22 protein-coding genes and 1 pseudogene are annotated in these 19,673 nt (G+C 62.5%); 14 read left to right on the forward strand and 9 right to left on the reverse strand.

The genetic code is table 11. The features are described from left to right. The first annotated feature begins 102 nt into the window (after positions 1-102). From AB7933_RS03715 to AB7933_RS03775, 13 genes and pseudogenes are all read left to right on the forward strand, one after another. On the forward strand, positions 103-627 hold the full coding sequence (locus tag AB7933_RS03715; protein ID WP_024072971.1) for a cytochrome b: 525 nt from the start codon (positions 103-105) through the stop codon (positions 625-627). Between the two features lie 28 nt (positions 628-655). After that, a complete protein-coding gene (locus AB7933_RS03720) occupies positions 656-1,141 on the forward strand; it encodes a type II secretion system protein N (protein WP_236646000.1) in 486 nt (161 codons plus the stop codon). A gap of 4 nt (positions 1,142-1,145) precedes the next feature. Next, on the forward strand, positions 1,146-3,047 hold the full coding sequence (gene gspD, locus AB7933_RS03725; protein ID WP_024072973.1) for a type II secretion system secretin GspD: 1,902 nt from the start codon (positions 1,146-1,148) through the stop codon (positions 3,045-3,047). Continuing rightward, the gene (gene gspE / locus AB7933_RS03730) at positions 3,044-4,492 is read left to right on the forward strand and encodes a type II secretion system ATPase GspE (RefSeq protein ID WP_024072974.1); all 1,449 of its coding nucleotides are present in this window, start codon (positions 3,044-3,046) and stop codon (positions 4,490-4,492) included. Before gspD ends, gspE begins: the two co-directional genes overlap by 4 nt. Before the next feature lie 2 nt (positions 4,493-4,494). Then, the gene (gspF, locus tag AB7933_RS03735; protein WP_024072975.1) at positions 4,495-5,700 is read left to right on the forward strand and encodes a type II secretion system inner membrane protein GspF; all 1,206 of its coding nucleotides are present in this window, start codon (positions 4,495-4,497) and stop codon (positions 5,698-5,700) included. Then, on the forward strand, positions 5,701-6,144 hold the full coding sequence (gene gspG, locus AB7933_RS03740) for a type II secretion system major pseudopilin GspG (RefSeq protein WP_024072976.1): 444 nt from the start codon (positions 5,701-5,703) through the stop codon (positions 6,142-6,144). Between the two features lie 4 nt (positions 6,145-6,148). Further along, positions 6,149-6,610, forward strand: coding sequence for a type II secretion system minor pseudopilin GspH (gene gspH, locus AB7933_RS03745; protein WP_024072977.1), 462 nt, complete (start codon positions 6,149-6,151; stop codon positions 6,608-6,610). Next, positions 6,600-7,001, forward strand: a complete 402-nt coding sequence (gspI, locus tag AB7933_RS03750) for a type II secretion system minor pseudopilin GspI (protein WP_024072978.1) — start codon at positions 6,600-6,602, stop codon at positions 6,999-7,001. Before gspH ends, gspI begins: the two co-directional genes overlap by 11 nt. Next, entirely contained in the window at positions 6,994-7,542 is a 549-nt protein-coding gene (locus AB7933_RS03755; RefSeq protein WP_024072979.1) for a type II secretion system protein GspJ, read from the forward strand. Before gspI ends, AB7933_RS03755 begins: the two co-directional genes overlap by 8 nt. Beyond that, complete coding sequence (locus tag AB7933_RS03760; RefSeq protein ID WP_024072980.1) at positions 7,539-8,393, forward strand: general secretion pathway protein GspK; 855 nt, start codon at positions 7,539-7,541, stop codon at positions 8,391-8,393. The genes AB7933_RS03755 and AB7933_RS03760 overlap by 4 nt, the downstream gene beginning before the upstream one ends. A 2-nt stretch (positions 8,394-8,395) precedes the next feature. Beyond that, positions 8,396-9,496: a type II secretion system protein GspL gene (gspL, locus tag AB7933_RS03765; RefSeq protein WP_041160824.1), complete on the forward strand. Its 1,101-nt coding sequence runs from the start codon at positions 8,396-8,398 to the stop codon at positions 9,494-9,496. Continuing rightward, positions 9,493-9,924, forward strand: a complete 432-nt coding sequence (gspM, locus tag AB7933_RS03770; protein WP_024072982.1) for a type II secretion system protein GspM — start codon at positions 9,493-9,495, stop codon at positions 9,922-9,924. Before gspL ends, gspM begins: the two co-directional genes overlap by 4 nt. A 192-nt stretch (positions 9,925-10,116) precedes the next feature. Continuing rightward, positions 10,117-10,605 (forward strand): annotated as a pseudogene (locus tag AB7933_RS03775) (cytochrome b/b6 domain-containing protein); the annotation flags it as partial. A gap of 32 nt (positions 10,606-10,637) precedes the next feature. Here the strand turns inward: AB7933_RS03775 and AB7933_RS03780 are convergent. Continuing rightward, the gene (locus AB7933_RS03780) at positions 10,638-11,906 is read right to left on the reverse strand and encodes an MFS transporter (protein ID WP_041161085.1); all 1,269 of its coding nucleotides are present in this window, start codon (positions 11,904-11,906) and stop codon (positions 10,638-10,640) included. A 124-nt stretch (positions 11,907-12,030) separates the two neighbouring features. Here AB7933_RS03780 and AB7933_RS03785 point away from each other — a divergent pair, with 124 nt between their 5' ends. Beyond that, positions 12,031-12,924 carry a LysR family transcriptional regulator gene (locus AB7933_RS03785; RefSeq protein WP_024072985.1) on the forward strand — a complete coding sequence of 298 codons (894 nt, stop codon included), beginning with the start codon at positions 12,031-12,033 and terminating at the stop codon, positions 12,922-12,924. Positions 12,925-13,190: 266 nt separating this feature from the next. On the opposite strand, the gene AB7933_RS03790 is transcribed toward AB7933_RS03785, so the two are convergent. The 8 genes from AB7933_RS03790 to AB7933_RS03825 are packed head-to-tail and all read right to left on the reverse strand — an operon-like array spanning position 13,191 to position 19,663. Then, positions 13,191-13,607 (reverse strand): hypothetical protein, encoded by a 417-nt coding sequence (locus tag AB7933_RS03790; RefSeq protein WP_024072986.1) that lies wholly within the window; start codon positions 13,605-13,607, stop codon positions 13,191-13,193. Positions 13,608-13,633: 26 nt separating this feature from the next. Beyond that, complete coding sequence (locus tag AB7933_RS03795; protein WP_024072987.1) at positions 13,634-14,860, reverse strand: beta-ketoacyl-ACP synthase; 1,227 nt, start codon at positions 14,858-14,860, stop codon at positions 13,634-13,636. Then, positions 14,860-15,588, reverse strand: a complete 729-nt coding sequence (gene fabG, locus AB7933_RS03800; RefSeq protein WP_024072988.1) for a 3-oxoacyl-ACP reductase FabG — start codon at positions 15,586-15,588, stop codon at positions 14,860-14,862. Before fabG ends, AB7933_RS03795 begins: the two co-directional genes overlap by 1 nt. Further along, a complete protein-coding gene (locus AB7933_RS03805; RefSeq protein ID WP_024072989.1) occupies positions 15,585-16,046 on the reverse strand; it encodes a hotdog family protein in 462 nt (153 codons plus the stop codon). Before AB7933_RS03805 ends, fabG begins: the two co-directional genes overlap by 4 nt. After that, positions 16,043-17,209 carry a beta-ketoacyl-[acyl-carrier-protein] synthase family protein gene (locus AB7933_RS03810; protein ID WP_024072990.1) on the reverse strand — a complete coding sequence of 389 codons (1,167 nt, stop codon included), beginning with the start codon at positions 17,207-17,209 and terminating at the stop codon, positions 16,043-16,045. Before AB7933_RS03810 ends, AB7933_RS03805 begins: the two co-directional genes overlap by 4 nt. Then, a complete protein-coding gene (locus AB7933_RS03815; RefSeq protein WP_024072991.1) occupies positions 17,206-17,688 on the reverse strand; it encodes a hypothetical protein in 483 nt (160 codons plus the stop codon). The genes AB7933_RS03810 and AB7933_RS03815 overlap by 4 nt, the downstream gene beginning before the upstream one ends. Then, positions 17,685-18,419 (reverse strand): class I SAM-dependent methyltransferase, encoded by a 735-nt coding sequence (locus AB7933_RS03820; protein WP_024072992.1) that lies wholly within the window; start codon positions 18,417-18,419, stop codon positions 17,685-17,687. Before AB7933_RS03820 ends, AB7933_RS03815 begins: the two co-directional genes overlap by 4 nt. Further along, positions 18,416-19,663, reverse strand: a complete 1,248-nt coding sequence (locus AB7933_RS03825) for an NAD(P)/FAD-dependent oxidoreductase (protein ID WP_024072993.1) — start codon at positions 19,661-19,663, stop codon at positions 18,416-18,418. Before AB7933_RS03825 ends, AB7933_RS03820 begins: the two co-directional genes overlap by 4 nt. Positions 19,664-19,673 lie beyond the last annotated feature (10 nt).

Here is a 19,673-nt window from a genome sequence, read left to right on the forward strand (position 1 = left end):
CGTTCGTTGACGAAGTCCCAGGCAGGCGCGTTCGAGCCTGCCTGGGCATTTCTATCGTGCAGTTATTCTTTTCTGAATGTGGATTTTCAATTGACGACGTATATGCGCTATTCGGTCGGCCAGATTTGGCTTCATTGGATTTCGGCCGTGGTTATTTTGTGGACCTTATTCTCAGGCTTTTATGTCGCGTTTATTGATGTGGCGATGGAAACCAAGAATTGGGTGGGGTTTATAAACGTTTCGTTGAGTGCTCTATATATTCCAATCTTTATTCTCAGAGTCTATTTTTCTTTTTTTCATGGTTTTTTAGCGTATGGCAGAAAGCGCTGCGCGGCCGAGTATGTGGCGTTAGTTGTTCATAAAGCCATTTATCTGGTGTTGGGCATTGTGCTCGTGACGGGAGTCCTGATGATGGACCGCCCGATCAACATATTTAACGTCCTGTTGATTGCACAACTGCTGACTGATCCGACGGCCATTGAGTGGTTCACGCAGATCCATATTCAAGCCTGTGTGGTGCTCGCGGTGCTGGTTGCCCTGCATGTGGGAGCTGTTTTCAAGCATGAGATGAGCGGTCGCCCGGTTCTGAAGAATATGTCTTTTTCCCAAGAAACGATCCGCCAGTGAACGCGCCATGAAGACGGCTGGCTGGCGGGTGCTCGTCTTGATGCTGCCCTTGGGTTATGGGCTGATGTTGGCGTGGCAGGAGTGGCAGTTTCGTCAGGCACGGATGCCGGCAGCGCAGGCGCTGCCTGTTCCGTCGGCCATGCCCCAGCCGACCGTCGCTCTCGATACCCTGGCCGTCGCGTCGGTGCTCGGCTTGAGCGCGCAGGGCGGTGCCTTGAGCAGCGCTGAACCACTGACATTACGAGCCACTGTGGTTGCCAGCGACAGCGAGTCACGTGCCTTGCTGGCCGGGCCCGACAGTGAGCGGTTTTACCGCGCCGGCGAGCGCTTGCCGGGAGGTAGCCTGCTGCGTCGCATCGAGCCTGCACAGGTGGTGTTGTGGCGTCAGGGGCGCGAGGAGTTGCTCAGGCTCCATCCGGCGAGCGGGGGCTTTCTGCAGCCCGCCCACGCGCAACGTAAAGCGACGGCGGCCCTTCATCTACGGCCCATGGTCGAACAACCGAGGAGTGAGTAGTCCCATGAACCGCATCATCGGGCAGCGCGCTCTGACCGGCGTATTTGGCACGTTCGTGTTGGGCGCGTTGTTACACGTTGGGCCGTCGTCGGCGGCTGAGCAGCGTTGGCAGTTGACGATGAATAACGCTGAGTTGCGTGATGTTGTTGAGGAAATGTCGACCATCCTCGACACCACCGTCATCCTCGACCCCAAGGTACAAGGACGCATCACCGTCATGTCCAGGCAGGCCCTGAACCGTGAAGGGGTGCGCCAGCTGTTTTATAGCGTGCTGGATGCCCATGACTTCAGCGTGATCGATCAAGGCGACCAGATCCTCATCGTACCGGTGGCCCAGGCTAAATCGCTGGCCGGTACGGCGGACCCGCACTCATCGCCCCCGCAGCAGTTTGTCACTCAGGTCATTGCGTTAGGCGCCAGCAATGCGGCGGATCTGGCTGGGCTGGTGCGACCGTTGATTTCGCCCAATGGCTATGTCGGCCCTTCGGTATCGGCCAATGCCTTGGTGATTACCGACACCGCGAGCAACGTCCGTCGCATCGGCGAGGTCGTCAGGCAACTGGATTCCGGAGCGAAAAATGCTTATGAGCTGGTGGACTTGCGCCATGGGGTGGCGGTGGATATCGCCCGGTTGATGGAAGCGTCCCTCGGTAAGCAGAGTGCCGACGGTGCCATTCAGGTCTTGGCCGACTCGCGCAGCAACCGGTTGGTCATTGTCGGTACGGCGCAGGTTCGTCAGCGCCTCGTGCAACTGGCCCGTAGCCTGGACACGGTCACCCCTGCGCGGCTGGACAATGCCCGCGTCATACGCCTGCGCTACAGCGATGCCAAGCAATTGGCCGAAGTGCTAGACACCATGGGCCAGAGCATGAAAACGCCACTGGCGAGCTCGGGCCTGAAAGAAACGGCCGCTGCCGCAGCGTTCATGGTACGGGCCGATGAAAGCCAGAACGCTCTGGTGATCGTGGCGCAGACGGCCCAGCTCGCGACCCTCGAAGGCATTGTGCGTGAGTTGGATCGGCCGCGGGCTCAAGTACTGATTCATGCCGCCATCGTTGAGGTCACCGGTGATATCAGCGAGGCCCTGGGTGTGCAATGGGCGCTGAACAGCAGTGATGCCAAGGGGCTTATCAACTTCCCCGGCACAGGCATTCCGATCCTCGGTGCCCTTAAGTTCGATGAAAGCACGGTTGCCCCGGAGGGCGGCGTGCTTAAGCTGGGCGGTGATCGTTTCGGTGCATTGGTGTCCGCCCTGGCCGGCAACTCGCGCAGCAACCTGCTATCGACGCCAAGCCTGCTGACGCTGGACAACCAGGAAGCCGAAATCATTGTGGGTCAGAACGTGCCGTTCAAGACTGGCTCCTACGCTACCAACGGCAGTGGCGCGGATAACCCGTTCACCACGGTGGAGCGCAAGGACGTCGGGATCAGCCTCAAGATCAAGCCCTATATCAACGAAGGTTCGACCCTGCGCCTGGAGGTCGAACAGGAGGTCTCCGACATTGCGCCGGCGGTGTCCGGTGTCGACTCGTCGGACCTGATCACCAATAAGCGTGCATTGAAAAGTACGATCCTGGCCGACGATGGCGAAATCATCGTGATCGGCGGCCTGATCAAAGACAGCGTGCGCACCCAGAAAAGCGGCGTGCCACTGTTGCGTGATATTCCCTACCTTGGGACGCTTTTTCGCTGGAGCCGCGACACCCAGACCAAGAGCAACCTGATGGTGTTCCTGCGCCCGACCATTGTGCGTAGCGGTCAGGATCTCTCCGGGATCAGCCGGCAGCGTTACCAGGACCTGCGCCAGCACAGCCTGCCGAACGCCCGCCCGGAGCACTCGCTGCAACTGCCCGATAGTGCGTCGCAGCTGTTCGACCTGGGTCAGCCTGCGCGGGAGGTTCCATGAAACCCCTGCCGTTCGGTTTCGCCCGACGTTTTGGTGTACTGCTCGACGATGGGCACCTGATCGTTCGCTGTGATACGTCGTTGAGCGCCATTGCCGAAGCGCGGCGCCTGACCGATCACGAGCTGCCGCTGCGGATGCTGACAGTCGAGGACTTCGCCACACGCCTGGCGGTGGTCTACAGCGAAGGCCAAAGCGCCGCCGAACAGGTTGCCCAAGGCTTGGATGATGAGTTGGATCTGCTCAGCCTGGTGGACCAGGTGCCGCAGACCGCCGACCTGTTGGAGCAGCAAGGCGATGCGCCGATCATACGTCTGATCAACGCACTGCTCAGTGAAGCGGTGCGGGAAAAGGCCTCGGATGTGCACCTTGAAACCTTCGAACACACACTGACCGTTCGCATGCGGGTGGATGGTCAACTGCGCGAAATGCTGCGGCCACGGCGTGAGCTGGCAACGCTGCTGGTGTCGCGAATCAAGGTCATGGCGCAGCTGGACATCGCTGAAAAACGCGTCCCCCAGGATGGCCGCATGGCGTTGCGCCTGGCGGGCCACGAAGTGGACGTACGGGTCTCCACGCTGCCCTCGGCCCATGGCGAGCGGGTCGTGTTGCGCCTGCTCGACAAGCATGCCGGGCGCCTGCAATTGGTGCGATTGGGCATGGCTGAAGAAACCCTGGACGGCCTGCTGCAATTACTGGGCAGGCCCCATGGCATTTTACTGGTGACCGGCCCCACCGGCTCCGGCAAGACCACCAGTTTGTATGCGGCGCTGACCCACCTCAATGACCAGACCCGCAATATTCTCACGGTCGAAGACCCGATCGAATATCACCTGCCGGGCATCGGCCAGACACCGGTCAACCCCAAGGTCGAGATGACGTTTGCCCGTGGGCTGCGCGCGATCCTTCGCCAGGACCCGGACGTGGTGATGGTCGGCGAGATTCGTGACAGTGAAACCGCCGAGATCGCCGTTCAGGCGTCACTCACCGGGCATTTGGTGTTGTCGACACTGCACACCAACAGTGCCATCGGTGCCGTTACCCGGTTGGTGGACATGGGGGTCGATGCCTATCTGCTCGCATCGTCGTTGGTGGGCGTGCTGGCGCAGCGTTTGGTGCGCAAGCTTTGCCCCGCCTGCAAGGCCCCCGCAGCGGCGGACGCCGACGTATGCCGGCGGTTGGGGTTAGGCCTCGACCAAGTGCCTCGGGTGTTCAAGGCCACCGGTTGCGAACAGTGTCGCCAAGGTTATCGCGGGCGGATCGGTATCTACGAATTGGTCAGCCTCACGCCCACGCTCTGCGCGCTGATTCATCAGGGCGCCAGTGAACAGCAACTGCTGGCTGAAGCGCGGCGTGCCTCGCCCAGCCTGTTCGAGGATGGGCGCCGTCGGGTGCTCGAAGGGCTCACCAGCATGGATGAGCTGTTGCGGGTTACCCAGGAGGACTAGCTGTGCCCACTTATGACTACCGGGCCCAGGACCGCGAAGGACGTCTGTGCAAGGGCCGGCAGGAGGCTGACACCCCACGTCATGCCCGACAGTTGCTGCGCGAACGGGGGCTGTTGCCGAGCCAGGTGCAGGTTGCGAGCGCACACGGTGGCAGGGGGCCGGTGGGTGTGGCAAGGCTGAGTGCGGGTGATCTGGCTTTGCTGACCTTACAACTGTCGACTCTGGTCCAGGCCGGTTTGCCATTGGAGCTGGCGTTGCAAGCCGTTGCCCAGCAAAGCCAGAAGCGGCGGGTCAGCAACTTGCTGGCGCAGATTCGTGAGCGGGTCATGGAAGGGCACTCGCTGGCGGCCGCTCTCGGTGCGTTTCCTCGGGCGTTTCCCGATGTGTTTCGCGCCACGGTTGCCGCGGGCGAACGCTCGGGTCACCTGGGCCATGTGCTGGAGCAATTGGCAACCTATACCGAGGCGCGCCAGGCGTCCCGGCAGAAGATCCAGCTGGCGCTGGTGTACCCGGCACTGCTGATGTTCGCCTGCATGGCCATCGTTGGCTTTCTGCTCGGCTATGTGGTGCCCGATGTGGTGAACATTTTTGTCGACAGTGGCCAGCCGCTGCCCTGGCTCACCCAAGCCATGATCGTCGTGAGCAATGGTCTGCGTACCTATGGCCTGGTGCTGTTGGGGGTATTGGCGAGCATCGCAATGGCGCTGCGCTGGAGCCTGCGCCAGCCACGCGGACGCTGGCGCTGGCATTGTCTGGCGCTGCACCTGCCTTTGCTGGGCAGTGTCTTTCGAGCCATGGAAGCCGCGCGGTTCGCCAGCACCCTGGCGATACTCGGCAAAAGTGCCGTCCCCCTGGTCGATGCGCTGGAAATTGCCGCCGCCGTGATTGGCAACGTGACCATCCGTGCGCGCATGAGCGATGTGGCCCGCTCGGTCCGTGAGGGCGGCACCCTGACCCGTGGCCTCGAGGCCGGGGGCGATATACCACCGTTGATGTTGCACATGATTGCCAGTGGCGAACGTGCCGGTGAACTCGACGCGATGCTGGCGCGCGCGGCCGAGCAACAGGAAAAAAATCTCGCTGCCCGCATCGCGCTGGTGGTGAGTTTGTTTGAACCGGCGATGCTGGTGGTGATGGGCGGGGTCGTGCTGCTGATCGTCATGGCCATTCTGTTGCCGATTCTCAGCCTTAACCAATTGGTGAACTGAATGGTGAAAATACTCAAGCAACAACGCGGGTTTACCCTGATCGAGATTATGGTGGTGGTGGTCATTATCGGCGTGCTGGGGGCCATCGTGGTGCCGCAGTTCATGAGCCGACCCGACCAGGCCAAGGTCACCGCCGCCAAGACCGATATTCAGGCGATCGCGACCAGCCTGGAAATGTACCGTCTCGACAACGCTGTTTACCCCTCGACCCTGCAAGGGCTGGAGGCCCTGAGCAAGCGTCCGACCGGCACACCGGCCGTCAGGAACTGGAACGCCCAGGGCTACCTGAAAAGCCAGCCGGTGGATCCGTGGGGGACGCCTTACCAGTATCTGAACCCTGGCGTGCGCTCCGCTAACGGTGGCTATGACCTCTATTCCCTCGGGGCCGATGGTGCCCCCGGTGGCGAAGGTTCAGCGGCCGATATAGGTAACTGGGAGGGTTGACCGAGTGCCCAGGCGTAGCCGCGGTTTTACCCTGCTGGAGCTGATGGTGGTGATCGCATTAGTCGGCATCGTGCTCGGTGTGGCTGGCCTGGCAGCGGGTAATACGCCGGCGCGTCAGGCCCGACAGGAGGCCGGCCAGGTGTTGCAACTGATCCAGCAATTGCGCGAGCAGGCGGTGATTGAAGGGCGTGAATACGGTGTGCGCGTGCGGCGTACCGAGTACCAGGTGTGGCGCCTTGAACCTCCGGGGTGGCAGCCGGCGGGCGCGGTTCATCGGTTGGGACAAGGTGTGCAAATGCACCTTGAACAGGAGGGGCAGCGTCTGAGTCTCGATAGCCTGGCCCCGCAATTGCTGATGCTCAGCAGCGATGAAATCAGTGCGTTTGTGTTGTCCTTCGTCGCCGAAGAACAGGTGCTGGCGCACATTGTCAGCGATGGGATTGGAGAGCTGTCCGTTGAAAGCTAATCACCGTCGACGTCGACGTCGACAGCGTCCGGCGAACACCCGTGGTTTCACCCTGTTGGAAGTGATGATTGCATTGGCGGTTTTTGCCGCCCTGGCGGGAGCGGTGATTGCCGCCGGGCACTATTCATTGCGCCAGAATGCTCGCTTGCAACAGCAGGTGCAGTGCGCCTGGGTAGCGGACAACCAATTGAGCGAGCTGCGTTTGCAAACGGCGTCGCCGGGGCACCAGCAACTGTTACGACGCTTCGATGGGCGCGACTGGAAGGTGGACCAAACCATCACCCCCGAAACGGACCCGCGCCTGCTGAGGGTCGATATCGATGTCAGCCCGGCCGACGACGATCAGCCGGTCTACCGCACCCGGGGTTGGATACCCGCTGGGCATGAATAAGCAGTCTGGCTTCACGTTGTTGGAGCTGGTTATTGCGCTGGCCATCTTCGCCTTGCTGGGGCTCGCCAGTGGGCGCTTGTTCGACACCGTGGTGCGCGCGCAGCAGGCAACGACCAGCCATGAACAGGATCTGCGGCGCCTGCAACGAGCGGTCGGGGTGATTGAGCGTGACGTGCTGCAATTGGCGTCGGCCGTCATTGTCCTGGGGCCCACCACGTTGCAATTGCAGCGCGGCAACTGGCGCAATCCGCAAGACCTGCCGCGCAGTGAGCGCCAGCAGGTGATTTATCGGCTGGACAACCAAATGCTATGGCGCGAAAGCCGCGGCCTGGAGTCATCAACCGTCGAGCGGCAACGATTGCTCGACGATGTGCGCATGTTGAACTGGCGCCTGTTTGACCGCGATGTGGGTTGGAGCCACGTCTGGCCAGTGGGCAAAGGCGCGGCGGCGACGCCCCCGCAGGCGCTTGAAATGGTGCTGTCGGCTGGGCGCTTCGAACAGGTGCGACGCGTCTTGCCATTGCCCCAGGGACACCCATGAAAACTCGCCAGCAAGGTGTCGCGCTGCTCAGTGTCTTATTGGTCATGAGCCTGGCGTTGTTGCTGACGGCCGGCATGTTGCGCAGTCATCAACTGATGGTGCAGAGCAGCGCGCGCCAGGTGCATCAGGTGCAATTGCGTCAGTTGGGGTTTTCGGTCGAAGCCTGGGCGATGGCGGCATTGGCGCGCACGGATGACGCCGAACAGTCAGTGGTGCACCTGGGTCAGGCGTGGGCTCGGGTCACCTGGCCTTTTGAGACGCCAGGCGCGCAGGTCGCGCTGGAAATCGAAGACCTGTCTGCACGCTTCAACGTCAACGCGTTGCTCGGCACCGGGCAAGTCGATGAAGTCGCGCGCCAGCGTTGGTCAAACCTGCTCGCCAGCCTGGGGTTGCAGCCATTGGACTTGCGGGCCGCCGGCCAGGTTTTGCAACGTCAGGAACTGAGCCAACTGCGTGAGCTCCCAGGTGTGGACGGCGCGATCTTGCGACAACTGGAACCCTGGGTCGCGCTGTTGCCCAGGGATGCCGGCTTGAATATCAACACGGCTGCGCCACAGATGCTGGCAATACTCGATGGGGTCTCGCTGTCGACCGCTGCAGCCCTGGTCCGCCAGCGACCCGTCGGCGGTTATGCGCGGGTGGCGGCATTTACCCATGATCCGTTGATCGCCGGGCAGGGGGTGACCAGCCATGGGCTGGGCGTCAGCAGCCGCTGGTTTCGCATCAACATTGACGTGAGCTTCGGCAGCAGCCGACTGCGTATGGCCAGCGACGTCGAGCGCGAGCTTAAATCCGGGCGTTGGCGTGTGGTGCAGCGACGCTTCCTCCCTGCGAATCTGAACGAGATCTGATGATGAAAACCTGGCTTCATTTGAGTGCCGAAGGCTTGACCTCACCCTCGAAGCAATGGCCGTGTTGTGTCTGGCGCGCAGCAGGGGACAATCGGCAGATGACCCTGGATGAAGCGGCGGTTTACCTGGCAGGGCAGCCGGTGCACCTGCTGCTGCCAATGGAGATGTGCAGCGGTTTGCGCACCGACGTGTGGCCTTCAAAGCGACGACCCAGCGCCCAGGCCATCGCCTTCGCCATTGAAGAACAGGTGGGCGAGGACCTTGAAGCCTTGCATGTGTGTGTCGGACCTCGTGACGGGGCGGGCTGCTACCCCGTGCTGGTAACGCACAAGGCGCGTTTCAAGGCGTTGTTGCACCTGCTGGCGACGCTGGCCATTGAGGTGCGTGCCGTGCATGTCGATGCCGATATGCTGCCTGGCGACTGCGCCGTTGCAGTCCACTGGTACGGTCGCCGGGTTGTCCGCTGTCCCGCGCCCCTGGCCATGTCCGCAGTGGCCCTCAAGACGCTTGAAGGGGTGTTGAGCGAGCCGTTGCAGTGGCTGGATGAAGAGGCGAGCAGGGCACAGGTCGAACAGGCGTTATGGGGGGCTCAAGGTCAACCGATCAACCTGCTGCATGGGGAATTGGGCCGTGTCCGGCAACGCTGGCCCTGGTCAACGCTGGTCCTGGCCACCGCGGTGTTATTCCTGCTTGAGGTGGGGTTTATGCAGCTACGTAGCCAGTACGTCGAAGGGCAAGCCCATCGGCTGTATGCGCAGAGTGTGGAACGCTTCCAGGCGATGTATCCCGAGCAGACTCGCATTGTCGATCTGGCCGCGCAGCTCAAGGCGCTACAGGGGCAAAATGCAAACCAGCTCGCGACGCCGCTGACACGATTGGTCAGCCTCAGCGAGCAGGTGATCGGTGGTGCCGATGTGGAGGTACAGCGCATGGAGTTTCGCCGTGGTGAAGGGTGGACGATCCAATTGGCCGCCAACGGTTTCACCGCATTGGAACGGTTGCGGGAGCAGGGGCAGCGCAGCGGTATGCCAGTGCGTATCGGTCACGCCAGCAAGGAAGGTCATCGAGTGCATGCCGTGCTGATGCTGGAGGACCCATCATGAAGGGGCTCCAGACCTGGAAAGCGCTGTCGCCACGTGATCGGTTTTTGTTGAAAGGACTGACGGTATTCGTGATCGGTGTGCTGGCCTTCCAAATGCTGTGGCAGCCCAGCCGACAACGTGTGACCAGCGTCGAGCGCCATTACCAGCAGCAACTGGCGTTGGCGCAGCAGGTCAACAGCACTCAACCCCAACGCGCCTTGCCGGTGGCAGGGCAACCGCTAGCCTCGACCATCAACGACAGTGCCGAAGCGGCGGGGCTGAAGGTGCAGCAGATCGAGGTGCAAAACGAGCAGTTGCGCCTGACCCTCAGCGGCGATGCACACGCTTTGCTCAAATGGCTTGCGGAACTGGAGCGCGATGCGGGCGCTTTTCAGACGCTGACGCTGGAAAAGCGCGGCAGCCACCTGGAGGCACGCTTGGTGCTTTAAGCATGGGCCAACGGCGGCAGCTTCGCCCAGGCGGCGGGGGATTCGCTGCGCTTCAGCGTTCGTTAAGTCCTGCCTTGGTAGCTTGGGCGCCTTAGGATTTCTCCTACAGCCTCAGGTAACTCGCCTCGGTAAAAATCCTACCCGACTCTTCCTCTCGCCAGTGCATGGCGTTCATTGTCAGGTGATATCAGGATGAACACTTCAGCGTATTCAACGAGCCAGAAACTGCTGCATTGGGTTTCGGCTGTCATTATTGTGTGGGCGTTACTCTCAGGCTTTTTTGTGGCCGTATTCAGCGTGCCTGCGTCGGTCAAGGCGTGGGTGGCGTTCTTCAATGTATCGTTGACCACCCTCTATATCCCGGTGTTTGTCTTGCGGGTTTATTGTTCCTTTGCCCACGGCCTGGACTTTTCCATCAAGCGAACACCGCAGGAATACATGGCGTTGCTGGTCCACAAAGCCATGTACCTGGTGCTTGCCTTGGTGTTGGCGACGGGCGTGCTGATGATGGATCGTCCGATCAATGTTTTTAACCTGGTTTCCTTTGGCCCGTTTGAAAGCGATCCGGCCCGCATCGCCTTGTATACCCGTACGCATGTGCTGTCCTGCGTGGCGTTGTTGCTGATGCTGGTCCTGCATATCGGCGCCGTAGTCATGCACGAGCGCCGGGGTAAGCGGGTGCTGGCGCGAATGTCGTTCAAGGTGGCGGCCCCTCAAGCCGAGGCCAATGGCGGCAGCTTCGCCAGCTTCAACGCCACCAGCAGCGCGCCGACCAACAGCGCCACGATGAAGGCACCGATGCCGTTCCACCCGGCAAAGTGCCAAAAGAACCCGCCCGCCGTACCGGCGATACTCGACCCTACGTAGTAGCAGAACAGGTACAACGACGACGCCTGCCCCTTGGCCTTCACCGCGCGGCGCCCGATCCAGCTGCTGGCCACCGAGTGGGCGCCGAAGAAGCCGAAGGTGAAGATCAGCATGCCGGGCACCACCAGCCAGAGTGGGGTGAACAGGGTCAGGGCCATGCCGGCGAGCATCAGTACAATGGTGCCCCACAGCACACGGCGGCGGCCGAGGCGGTCGGCCAGGGAGCCGATCTTGGCCGAGCTGTAGATGCCCGACAGGTACACCAGCGACAGCAGGCCGACCACGGCCTGGCTCAGGTCATACGGGTCGGCCAGCAGGCGGTAGCCGATGTAGTTGAACATCGTCACGAATGCACCCATCAGCAGGAAGGCTTCAAGGAATAACCACGGCAGGCCCGCGTCCTTGAAGTGCATGACAAAGCCGTTCACCAGGCTGCGCGGCTTGAGGCTGCTGGCGCGGAAGTTGCGCGATTCGGGGAGGATCTTCCAGAACACGGTCGCGGCGATCAGGGCCAGGCCGCCGATGATCAGCATTGCGGTGTGCCAGCTGACGAAGTCGATCAGCACGCCGATGATCAGGCGCCCGCTCATGCCGCCAATCGCGTTGCCGCCGATATACAGGCCCATGGCCAGGCCGATGTGTTGGGGGTGGATCTCTTCACTCAGGTAAGTCATGGCCACGGCGGCCAGGCCGCTCAAGGACAGCCCCACCAGCGCGCGCATCAACAGGATCCCTTGCCAGGTCGGCATCAAGCCGCTGGCGATGGTGGCCAGGGCTGCGCAGAACAACGCCGCGACCATCACCGGCTTGCGCCCCAGGGTGTCGGAGATCGGCCCGGTAATCAGCAGGCCCAGGGCCAACATGGCGGTGGACACCGACAGGATCAGGCTGCTCTGGGCCGCGTTGATGGAAAATTCCTGGGACAGCGCCGGCATCATGGGCTGCACGCAATACAACAGGGCAAAGGTGGCGAAGCCGCCGGAGAACAGCGCCAGCACCGTGCGCATGAACATCGGCGTGCCTTTTTCGATGTATGCGTCGTTGAGCTGGGCTACCACCTCATCCAGGGCGGTCGGCGGGGCTTCTTGAGGGAGTGGAGCGACAGCAGATTTCACGGGGACCTCGGGGAGCAAGAGCGTGCCAGGACCGGCAATGCAAAAAAGCATATAGCTGCCTAATGATTCTTTCCAATATATTGTTCGACCTGTTTGATAGCTTTTACGACCTAATGAGGTTTGCATGGAATTACGTCACCTGCGGTACTTCATCGCCGTCGCCGAGGAACTGCATTTTGGCCGTGCGGCGCAGGTGCTGGGCATCTCGCAGCCGCCGCTGAGCCAGCAGATCCAGGCGCTGGAGCAGGAGGTGGGGGCGCGGTTGTTTGAGCGGACCAATCGTCGGGTCGAACTGAGTGAGGCGGGGCGCCTGTTCCTGCACGAGGCGCGGTTGGTGCTGGCCCAGGTCGACAAGGCGGCGGATGTGGCGCGACGGGCGCAGTTGGGTGAGCTGGGGGAGTTGAAGATCGGCTTTACCTCGTCGGCCCCCTTCAACTCCAGCATCCCCCAGGCCATCTTTGCCTTTCGCCAGGCATTCCCGGCCGTGCACTTGAATCTGCAGGAAATGAGTAGCACCGAGGTGGCGGAGTCGCTGGTGGACGAGTCGATCCAGGTGGGTTTGATGCGCCCGCTGCCTTTGCCCGATTCGCTGAGTGTCATCGAGCTGATGCGTGAGCCCCTGGTCGCGGTACTCAACGCCGGACACCCGTTGGTGGACGGCAGCGAGCGCGGCCTGCACCTGGCGCAACTGGCGCAGGAACCGTTTGTGTTTTTCCCGCGCACCTACGGCAGCGGTCTGTATGCGCAACTGCTCAACCTGGCCCGCGACGCCGGTTTCAGCCCGCACTTCGCCCAGGAGGCGGGGGAGGCGATGACCATCATCGGCTTGGTGGCGGCGGGGCTGGGGGTGTCGGTGCTACCGGCGTCGTACCAGCGCATACGTATCGATGGCGTGGTCTATCGCACCTTGCTTGATCAGGAAGCGGTGACAGCGGTGTGGCTGGTGCAGCGCAAGGGCGCGCAAACACCGATGGCGAAGGCGTTTGTGGCGTTGTTGGTGGCGAGCGGCTTGCCCTGATGCCAGTCAGTTCAGGAGGAACACTGTAACTGTGGCGAGCGGGCCGGTCTGTGGCGAGCGGGCTTACTGTGGCGCGCAGGCTTGTTGTGGCGAGCGGGCTTGCCCCGCGTTGGGCTGCGCAGCAGCCCCAAAACCAGGCACTGCGGTGTGTCAGTTAAAAAAACATCGCTTGTAATGGGGCCGCTTCGCGCCCCAACGCGGGGCAAGCCCGCTCGCCACAACAAGCCCGCTCGCCACAGGTTACTGTTGCCCGTTCTATCTCTTAACTACTGTCCGGTCGTATTCGCTTCATTTACGCCATACACCCGCAACCCCGCCAGGATATCGCGGTCCAGCATGCTCACCCAACGGTTGTAGTTGCGGTGGATCTTGCCGTCCTTGTAGCCCAGGTCACGGCTGTCGCGGTAGGTGATGGCGTAGCTGTTGCGGGTGTAGCGGATGTCGATGGCGGCATAGAACTGGTTACGCACGGTGATCTCCGCCTGTACCAGTTGCGGGCTCAGGCGTTGCACGCTCCATTCGCGTTTTTGCAGGGCGGCAACGATCACCTGCTTGATTTTTTCTTCGCTGACCTGGGCATTCGCCGGCAGGTCGTGCTGGGTGTTGAGCACCGGTTTGCTGGTGCAAGCGGCCGTGGTCAGCAGGGCCAGGGTGATCAGGGTCGCGCGTAGCAAAGAAGACATTCCGTTTTCTCCAGTCGATTAAAAAGTCAGGACCAGCGGCGGAAGATCAACGAGGTGTTGACGCCGCCAAAGGCAAAGTTGTTGTTCATCACGTAGTCGTGGTGCATCTCGCGGAATCCACCTTGCAGGTAGTCCAGCTCGCCGCACTGTGGGTCGACATGGTCGAGGTTGAAGGTGTGTACGTACTGGTCGCGATTCATCATCTCGATGCTGAACCACGACTCCAGCGCGCCGCAGGCGCCCAGGGTGTGGCCGAGGAAGCTTTTCTGCGAGCTGATGGGCATGCGGCTGCCAAACAGGCTGCTGGTGGCCAGGGTCTCGGCGATGTCGCCCTGGTCGGTGGCGGTGCCGTGGCCATTCACGTAACCGATGGCCGCGGGCTCAAGCCCGGCGTCTTCCAGGGCCAGCTCCATGGCGCGGCGCATGGTTTTCTGTTCCGGGCGGGTGGTGTGCTGGCCGTCGGCGTTGCTGCCAAAGCCGACAATCTCGGCGTGGATATGTGCACCCCGCGCCAGGGCGTGTTCCAGCTCTTCGAGCACCAGCATGCCGCCGCCTTCGCCGATCACCAGGCCGTCGCGGGCGCTGTCATACGGGCGCGGGCTGGTCTGCGGTGCGTCGTTCTTCAGGCTCGTGGCGTACAGCGCATCGAACACCATGGCCTCGGTGGGGCACAGTTCTTCAGCGCCGCCGGCCAGCATCAACGGCAGGCGCCCGAATTTGATCGCCTCGTAGGCATACCCAATGCCCTGGCTGCCGCTGGTGCAGGCGCTGGACGTGGGGATCAAGCGCCCGGTGAGGCCAAAGAAGATGCTGATATTCGCCGCCGTGGTGTGGGGCATCATTCGCACGTAGGAGTTGGCGTTGAGCCCTTCGGCCACCGAGTTGAGCAGCATATTGCCGAACGCCTTGATCTCGTCGGTGCTGCCGGTGGACGAACCACAGGCCACACCCATGCGCCCGTCCTTGATCGACTCATCGCCGAGCAGGCCCGCGTCCTTCAAGGCCTGCTCCGCCGCCCACACGGCCAGGCGCGACACGCGGCCCATGCTGCGCAACTGCTTGCGGGTCCAATGGGCAGGCACGACGAAATCATCGATCGGCCCGGCCAGGCGCGTGTTCAGTTCGGTGAAGCGGTTCCACTCGTCCATGCGACGGATGCCGCTGCGGTTGGCGCGAAAGTTGGCGGCGATGGTCTCCCAATCGCTGCCCAGGGAGGTCATGCCGGCCATGCCGGTGACTACGACGCGCTTCATCAGCACAGGCCCCCATTCACGGCCAGGACCTGGCGCGTGATATAGCCGGCTTCGGCCGACATCAGAAAATTCACCGCGCTGGCCACCTCTTCCGGGGTCCCCATGCGCTGCGCCGGGATCATTTTCATCAATTCTTCGACCGGTACGTTCTCATCGAGCATGGCGGTATCGATCAAGCCGGGGGCGACGCAGTTGACGGTGATCTTGCGCTTGCCCAATTCGATGGCCAATGCCTTGGCCGCGCCGATCAGGCCGGCTTTCGAGGCACTGTAGTTGACCTGCCCGCGATTGCCGATCAGGCCCGATACCGAGGTGATGCACACGATACGCCCGGCCGCGCGCCGCCGAATCATCGGCATCATCACCGGGTGCAGTACGTTGTAGAAACCATCGAGGTTGGTACGCATCACCACGTCCCAGTCCTCTTCGGACAAGGCCGGGAACGCACCGTCACGGGTCAGGCCGGCGTTGAGCACCACGCCGTAGTAGGCACCCTGTTGCTCCACATCTGCCTCAAGGATGGCCTTGCACGCCGCGCGGTCCGCCACGTCGAATTGCAGCACCCGCGCCTTGCGGCCCAGGGCTTCGATCTCGACCTGCACTGCGTCGGCTTCAGCGCGACCACTGCGGCAATGCAGCACGATGTCATGGCCGGCCTGGGCCAGGCGCAGGGCAATGGCGCGGCCGATACCACGGCTGGAGCCGGTGACCAGTACGGATTCAGTCATGGCGTTTCGTCCTTCGATTCTTCTAAATAGTTGGCCGCCTGGGGCGGTCGAAATACGTTCAGGCGCGCGGTGGCCTGGATACCGTCACCGGTGAGGTGGCATTCGAACACACCCATGCCGTTGTCGTCTTCCAGGGAGCGCAGGCCGTGGATGCGTAACTCGGCGCCTGCCGGGAAATGCGCCACGTTGCACTCGAACTTGCGTGTGCCCAACAGGAAACCCAGTTCCACGGCCTGGCCTTTTTGGCGGGCACGACAGCCGGCATAGGCGGCGACGCTCTGCGCCATCAATTCGATGCCGACCCAGGCCGGCAGGCTGCCGTCGGGGCGATTGAACAGGCCGCCGGGCTTGACGGTGGCGCGGGTGTGTATCTGCTCTTCATCGAACGACAGCACCTGGTCGATCAGGATCATGTCGCCCGCATGGGGCAGCAGTTCGGCGAGTGGCCAATCGATCATGGGGCCTCTGCGATAATCAGGCTGACGTTATTACCGCCGAAAGCAAACGAGTTGCTCATCAGGCAGCGTTTTTCCAAGGCGTCACCGGCCTGCGCCCAGTGCAAGGCCGGCAGCGTCGGGTCGGCCTGGCCGTCCCACACGTGCGGCGGCACCCGGCCATGGGCCAGGCTCAGCCAGCAGAACGCCGCTTCCAGTGCGCCGGCGGCGCCCAGGGTGTGGCCGCTCATGGGTTTGGTCGAGGAGCAGGCCACCCCGGCAGGGAACAGGCTGGCGACGGCCAGGCTTTCCATGGCGTCGTTGTGTTGGGTGGCGGTGCCGTGCAGGTTCAGGTAACCGATCTGCTCGGGCTGCAACCCGGCACTGGCCAGCGCCTTGCGCATCGCCTGCAACGCGCCTTTGCCCGTCGGCTCCGGCGCAGAAATATGGTGCGCATCGCAACTGGCGCCGCTGCCCAACAGGGCGATCGGGGCGGTCTCGCGACTCATCAGGAACAGCACCGCCGCTTCGCCGATATTGATGCCGTTGCGGTTCACTGAAAAGGGGTTGCAACGTTCGTTGGATACCGCCTCCAGCGCCGTAAAGCCGTTAAGCGTCAACTTGCACAGGCTGTCGACGCCGCCGCAGATCACCGCGTCGCACACGCCCAGATCCAACAGGCGCCGGGCACTCATCAGCGCGCGTGCGCTGGAGGTGCAGGCGGTGGAGATCACGTAGGCCGGGCCGCTCAGTTGCAGCCAGTCGGCGAGGAAGTTCGCCGGGGCGCTGAGTTCCTGTTGCTGGTAGTCGTAGTCCCTGGGGAAGTGCTTGTCGCGCAGGTAATGGGCGATGCTGCGGCTGGCCTCGTCAATGCCCGAGGTGCTGGTGCCCAGCACGATGCCGACCCGTGAGGCGCCGTAGGTCAGGATCGCCTGGCGGATATCCGCTTCGATCTGCAACGCGGCTTCCAGCAACAGTTGGTTATTGCGGCTGTTCTGCCGGCCCAGTTGCGCAGGGATGCTCGCCAATTCGCCGGGTACGCTGCCCACCGGCAACACTCGTTCCGGCACCCAGCCGCTTTCGGCGCGCATCCCTGTGCAGTCGCCGGCAAACAGGCTGCGGCTGACTGCGTCCTGGCCGCGCCCCAGGGCGCAGATCACGCCGAGGGCATTGAGGTAGGCGGTCATCGGGCGGCCCCAAGCGGTGTGATGCGATAACTCAACGGCTGCCCGCTGATGTTCACACTGAACACTTCTGAAGACTGATAGACGATTTGCCAATGGCCCGGAAGCGTGCGTGTCAGGTCCATCGCCTGGGCGTTGGGGTAAAGGCTGCGCACGTCATCCGCCGAAGCCAGGGCAAACAGCAACGCGGCAAACAGCTCGCGCGCCTGGGGGTTGGGCGGCAGCAAGCCGTCGGCCTGCCACTGGCCATCGATGAGTTTCTGCCGGGCCAGGGGGATGCCCAGCGGGTCCATCATCGACCAGCGGATGGCGTTGCCCTCGCGTTGGATCACCAACAGCCAATCCTGGCTCTGGCCACGTTCCATGCGCTGCACATGCAATTGCAGCGGCAACGCCAGGGTCGGGGTTTTCTCCGGCAGCGGTGGCTGGCTGGCGCAGGCGCTCAGCAGCAACAGGCAACCGATCAACAACAGGCGGATCATGCCGCGACGCTCGCCAAGGGTTTGCGCGCCACGCAGTTGACCAGGGTTTCTTCCCGCTGGCCCACCGGGGGCGCCTTGCGCAGGCCCCAGCGCTCGAGCAGGCCGAAATCGCGGGCACGGCTCCACCACAAGTATGGGTAAGAGACATTCCGTGCGTCGAATTCAAAGCCCTGCTCGCGGAGCATCTCCAGGTACTGCTCGGCGCTTTTTTGCACGTGCATCGGGTGGCGGAACAGCCAGCGAATGACCCAGGTGTCGATATAGGCTTCGGTGGACTCGGCAAACAGCAGGTAGCCACCGGGCTTGAGGACCCGGTAGAACTCGTTCAGCGCGCGATGCTGCTCGACCAGATGATGGAAGGTCTGGTGGCAGAACAGGATGTCGACGCTGGCATCCGCCACATCGAGGGTGGCGCAGTCGCTGCCGATCAACTCGACGGCCAGGCCCTGGCGCGTGGCTTCTTCACGGCTCCGTTCCAGGCTATGGGGGTCGGCGTCCAGACCGATCAGGCGCGAGGGCGCGAACACCTGCTGCAACAGCTTGAAGGATTTCCCCTGGCCGCAACCGGCGTCGAGCAATACCGGCGCGACGGGCAACGGCTCGCTGAACAGGCTGCGCAGGTCGTTGATGGCCACGCGCAACACATGATGCTGCCAGGTGTGGCTGCGCAGGAACCAGAAGCCGAACCTGGTTTCTTCGACGTAGTGCTTACTTAAGTACTGACTGCTCACGCGGCATCCCCCGCACAAATCTCCGACAACATCCGCAGCCGCCGCTTGGGTTCGCTGACGAATGGGTTGCGCTCATCCCAGGCATAACCGGCGAGGATCGAGCTGATCATCCGACGAATCTCTGGCGAGCTGCCCGCATGGAAAATCACATCCTGGAAGGTCCCGGCGTACCAACCTTCGACGTAGCAACGGAAGGTGTCGACACCGCGCTTGAGCGGCTCGGCAAACTCAGTTTGCCAATCCACCGTCTCGCCCTTGAGCTGGCGGTGCAGCACACCGGCTGCCATGCTCGCCGAACGCATGGCGATGGTCACGCCGGACGAGAACACCGGGTCGAGGAATTCCGCAGCGTTGCCCAGCAGCGCAAAGCCCGGGCCATGCAGGGTTTTGACGTTGGCCGAATAACCGCCGATGGTCCGTGCAGGTGTATCCCATACCGCATTTTGCAGCACGCCGGACAGGCTTGGCGTCTCGTCGATAAAACCGCGCAGGCAGGCATCGAGGTCACTGTCGCGGCCGTCGAAATGCGCCTTGGCCGCGACCACGCCCACCGAGCAGCGGCCGTTGCTGAACGGGATGGTCCAGAACCAGATATCGCGCTGGGTCGGGTGGGTGGTCACGAGGATCTTGGTGCGGTCAAAGCCCGGGTGTTCGATGCGGTCTTCGACATGGGTGAACACCGCCTGGCGCAGTGGGAAGTTCGACGGCGCTTCCAGGTCCAGCAGGCGCGGCAGCACGCGGCCGTAGCCGCTGGCATCGAGCACGAACTTGGCTTTGACGTGGTACTCGCTGCCATTCTCGCGGCGCACATGCAGGTAGCGACACTCGCCGGAAAAATCCACGCCGACGATGGTTTGGCCGTAGCGGATGTCCACCCCTTGCAACGCCGCCTGGTCTGCCAGCAGCTTATCGAACTCGCCGCGCTGCACCTGGAAGGTGGTCGGCTTGCCCTGGCTGAAGGTATCGCCAAAATCGAACGCGCTGTAGCGCTCGCCCCAGGCAAACGCGGCACCGGTTTTCACCTGGAAACCCGCCGCCTGCACAGCGTCGAGCATGCCGGCTTCTTCGATAAAGTCGATGCAGTGGGACAACAGGCTTTCGCCAATCGAGAAGCGCGGGAAATGCTGGCGCTCGATAATCAAGACATCATGCCCCTGGCGCTTTAGCAGCGTCGCGGCGATGGCACCGGATGGGCCGGCACCGATCACCACCACCTGGCGACGTTCCATTTCAACTATGGGCACGAGGGCTCCT

This window comes from Pseudomonas gorinensis (assembly GCF_042015035.1).
GTDB lineage: Bacteria > Pseudomonadota > Gammaproteobacteria > Pseudomonadales > Pseudomonadaceae > Aquipseudomonas > Aquipseudomonas gorinensis.

Coding starts and splice junctions, on each gene's coding strand:
- AB7933_RS03715 (WP_024072971.1), top strand. CDS start 103: ATGCGCTATTCGGTCGGCCAGATTTGGCTTCATTGGATTTCGGCCGTG.
- gspD (WP_024072973.1), top strand. CDS start 1,146: ATGAACCGCATCATCGGGCAGCGCGCTCTGACCGGCGTATTTGGCACG.
- gspE (WP_024072974.1), top strand. CDS start 3,044: ATGAAACCCCTGCCGTTCGGTTTCGCCCGACGTTTTGGTGTACTGCTC.
- gspG (WP_024072976.1), top strand. CDS start 5,701: ATGGTGAAAATACTCAAGCAACAACGCGGGTTTACCCTGATCGAGATT.
- AB7933_RS03755 (WP_024072979.1), top strand. CDS start 6,994: ATGAATAAGCAGTCTGGCTTCACGTTGTTGGAGCTGGTTATTGCGCTG.
- AB7933_RS03760 (WP_024072980.1), top strand. CDS start 7,539: ATGAAAACTCGCCAGCAAGGTGTCGCGCTGCTCAGTGTCTTATTGGTC.
- gspL (WP_041160824.1), top strand. CDS start 8,396: ATGAAAACCTGGCTTCATTTGAGTGCCGAAGGCTTGACCTCACCCTCG.
- gspM (WP_024072982.1), top strand. CDS start 9,493: ATGAAGGGGCTCCAGACCTGGAAAGCGCTGTCGCCACGTGATCGGTTT.
- AB7933_RS03785 (WP_024072985.1), top strand. CDS start 12,031: ATGGAATTACGTCACCTGCGGTACTTCATCGCCGTCGCCGAGGAACTG.
- AB7933_RS03790 (WP_024072986.1), bottom strand. CDS start 13,607: ATGTCTTCTTTGCTACGCGCGACCCTGATCACCCTGGCCCTGCTGACC.
- AB7933_RS03795 (WP_024072987.1), bottom strand. CDS start 14,860: ATGAAGCGCGTCGTAGTCACCGGCATGGCCGGCATGACCTCCCTGGGC.
- fabG (WP_024072988.1), bottom strand. CDS start 15,588: ATGACTGAATCCGTACTGGTCACCGGCTCCAGCCGTGGTATCGGCCGC.
- AB7933_RS03805 (WP_024072989.1), bottom strand. CDS start 16,046: ATGATCGATTGGCCACTCGCCGAACTGCTGCCCCATGCGGGCGACATG.
- AB7933_RS03810 (WP_024072990.1), bottom strand. CDS start 17,209: ATGACCGCCTACCTCAATGCCCTCGGCGTGATCTGCGCCCTGGGGCGC.
- AB7933_RS03815 (WP_024072991.1), bottom strand. CDS start 17,688: ATGATCCGCCTGTTGTTGATCGGTTGCCTGTTGCTGCTGAGCGCCTGC.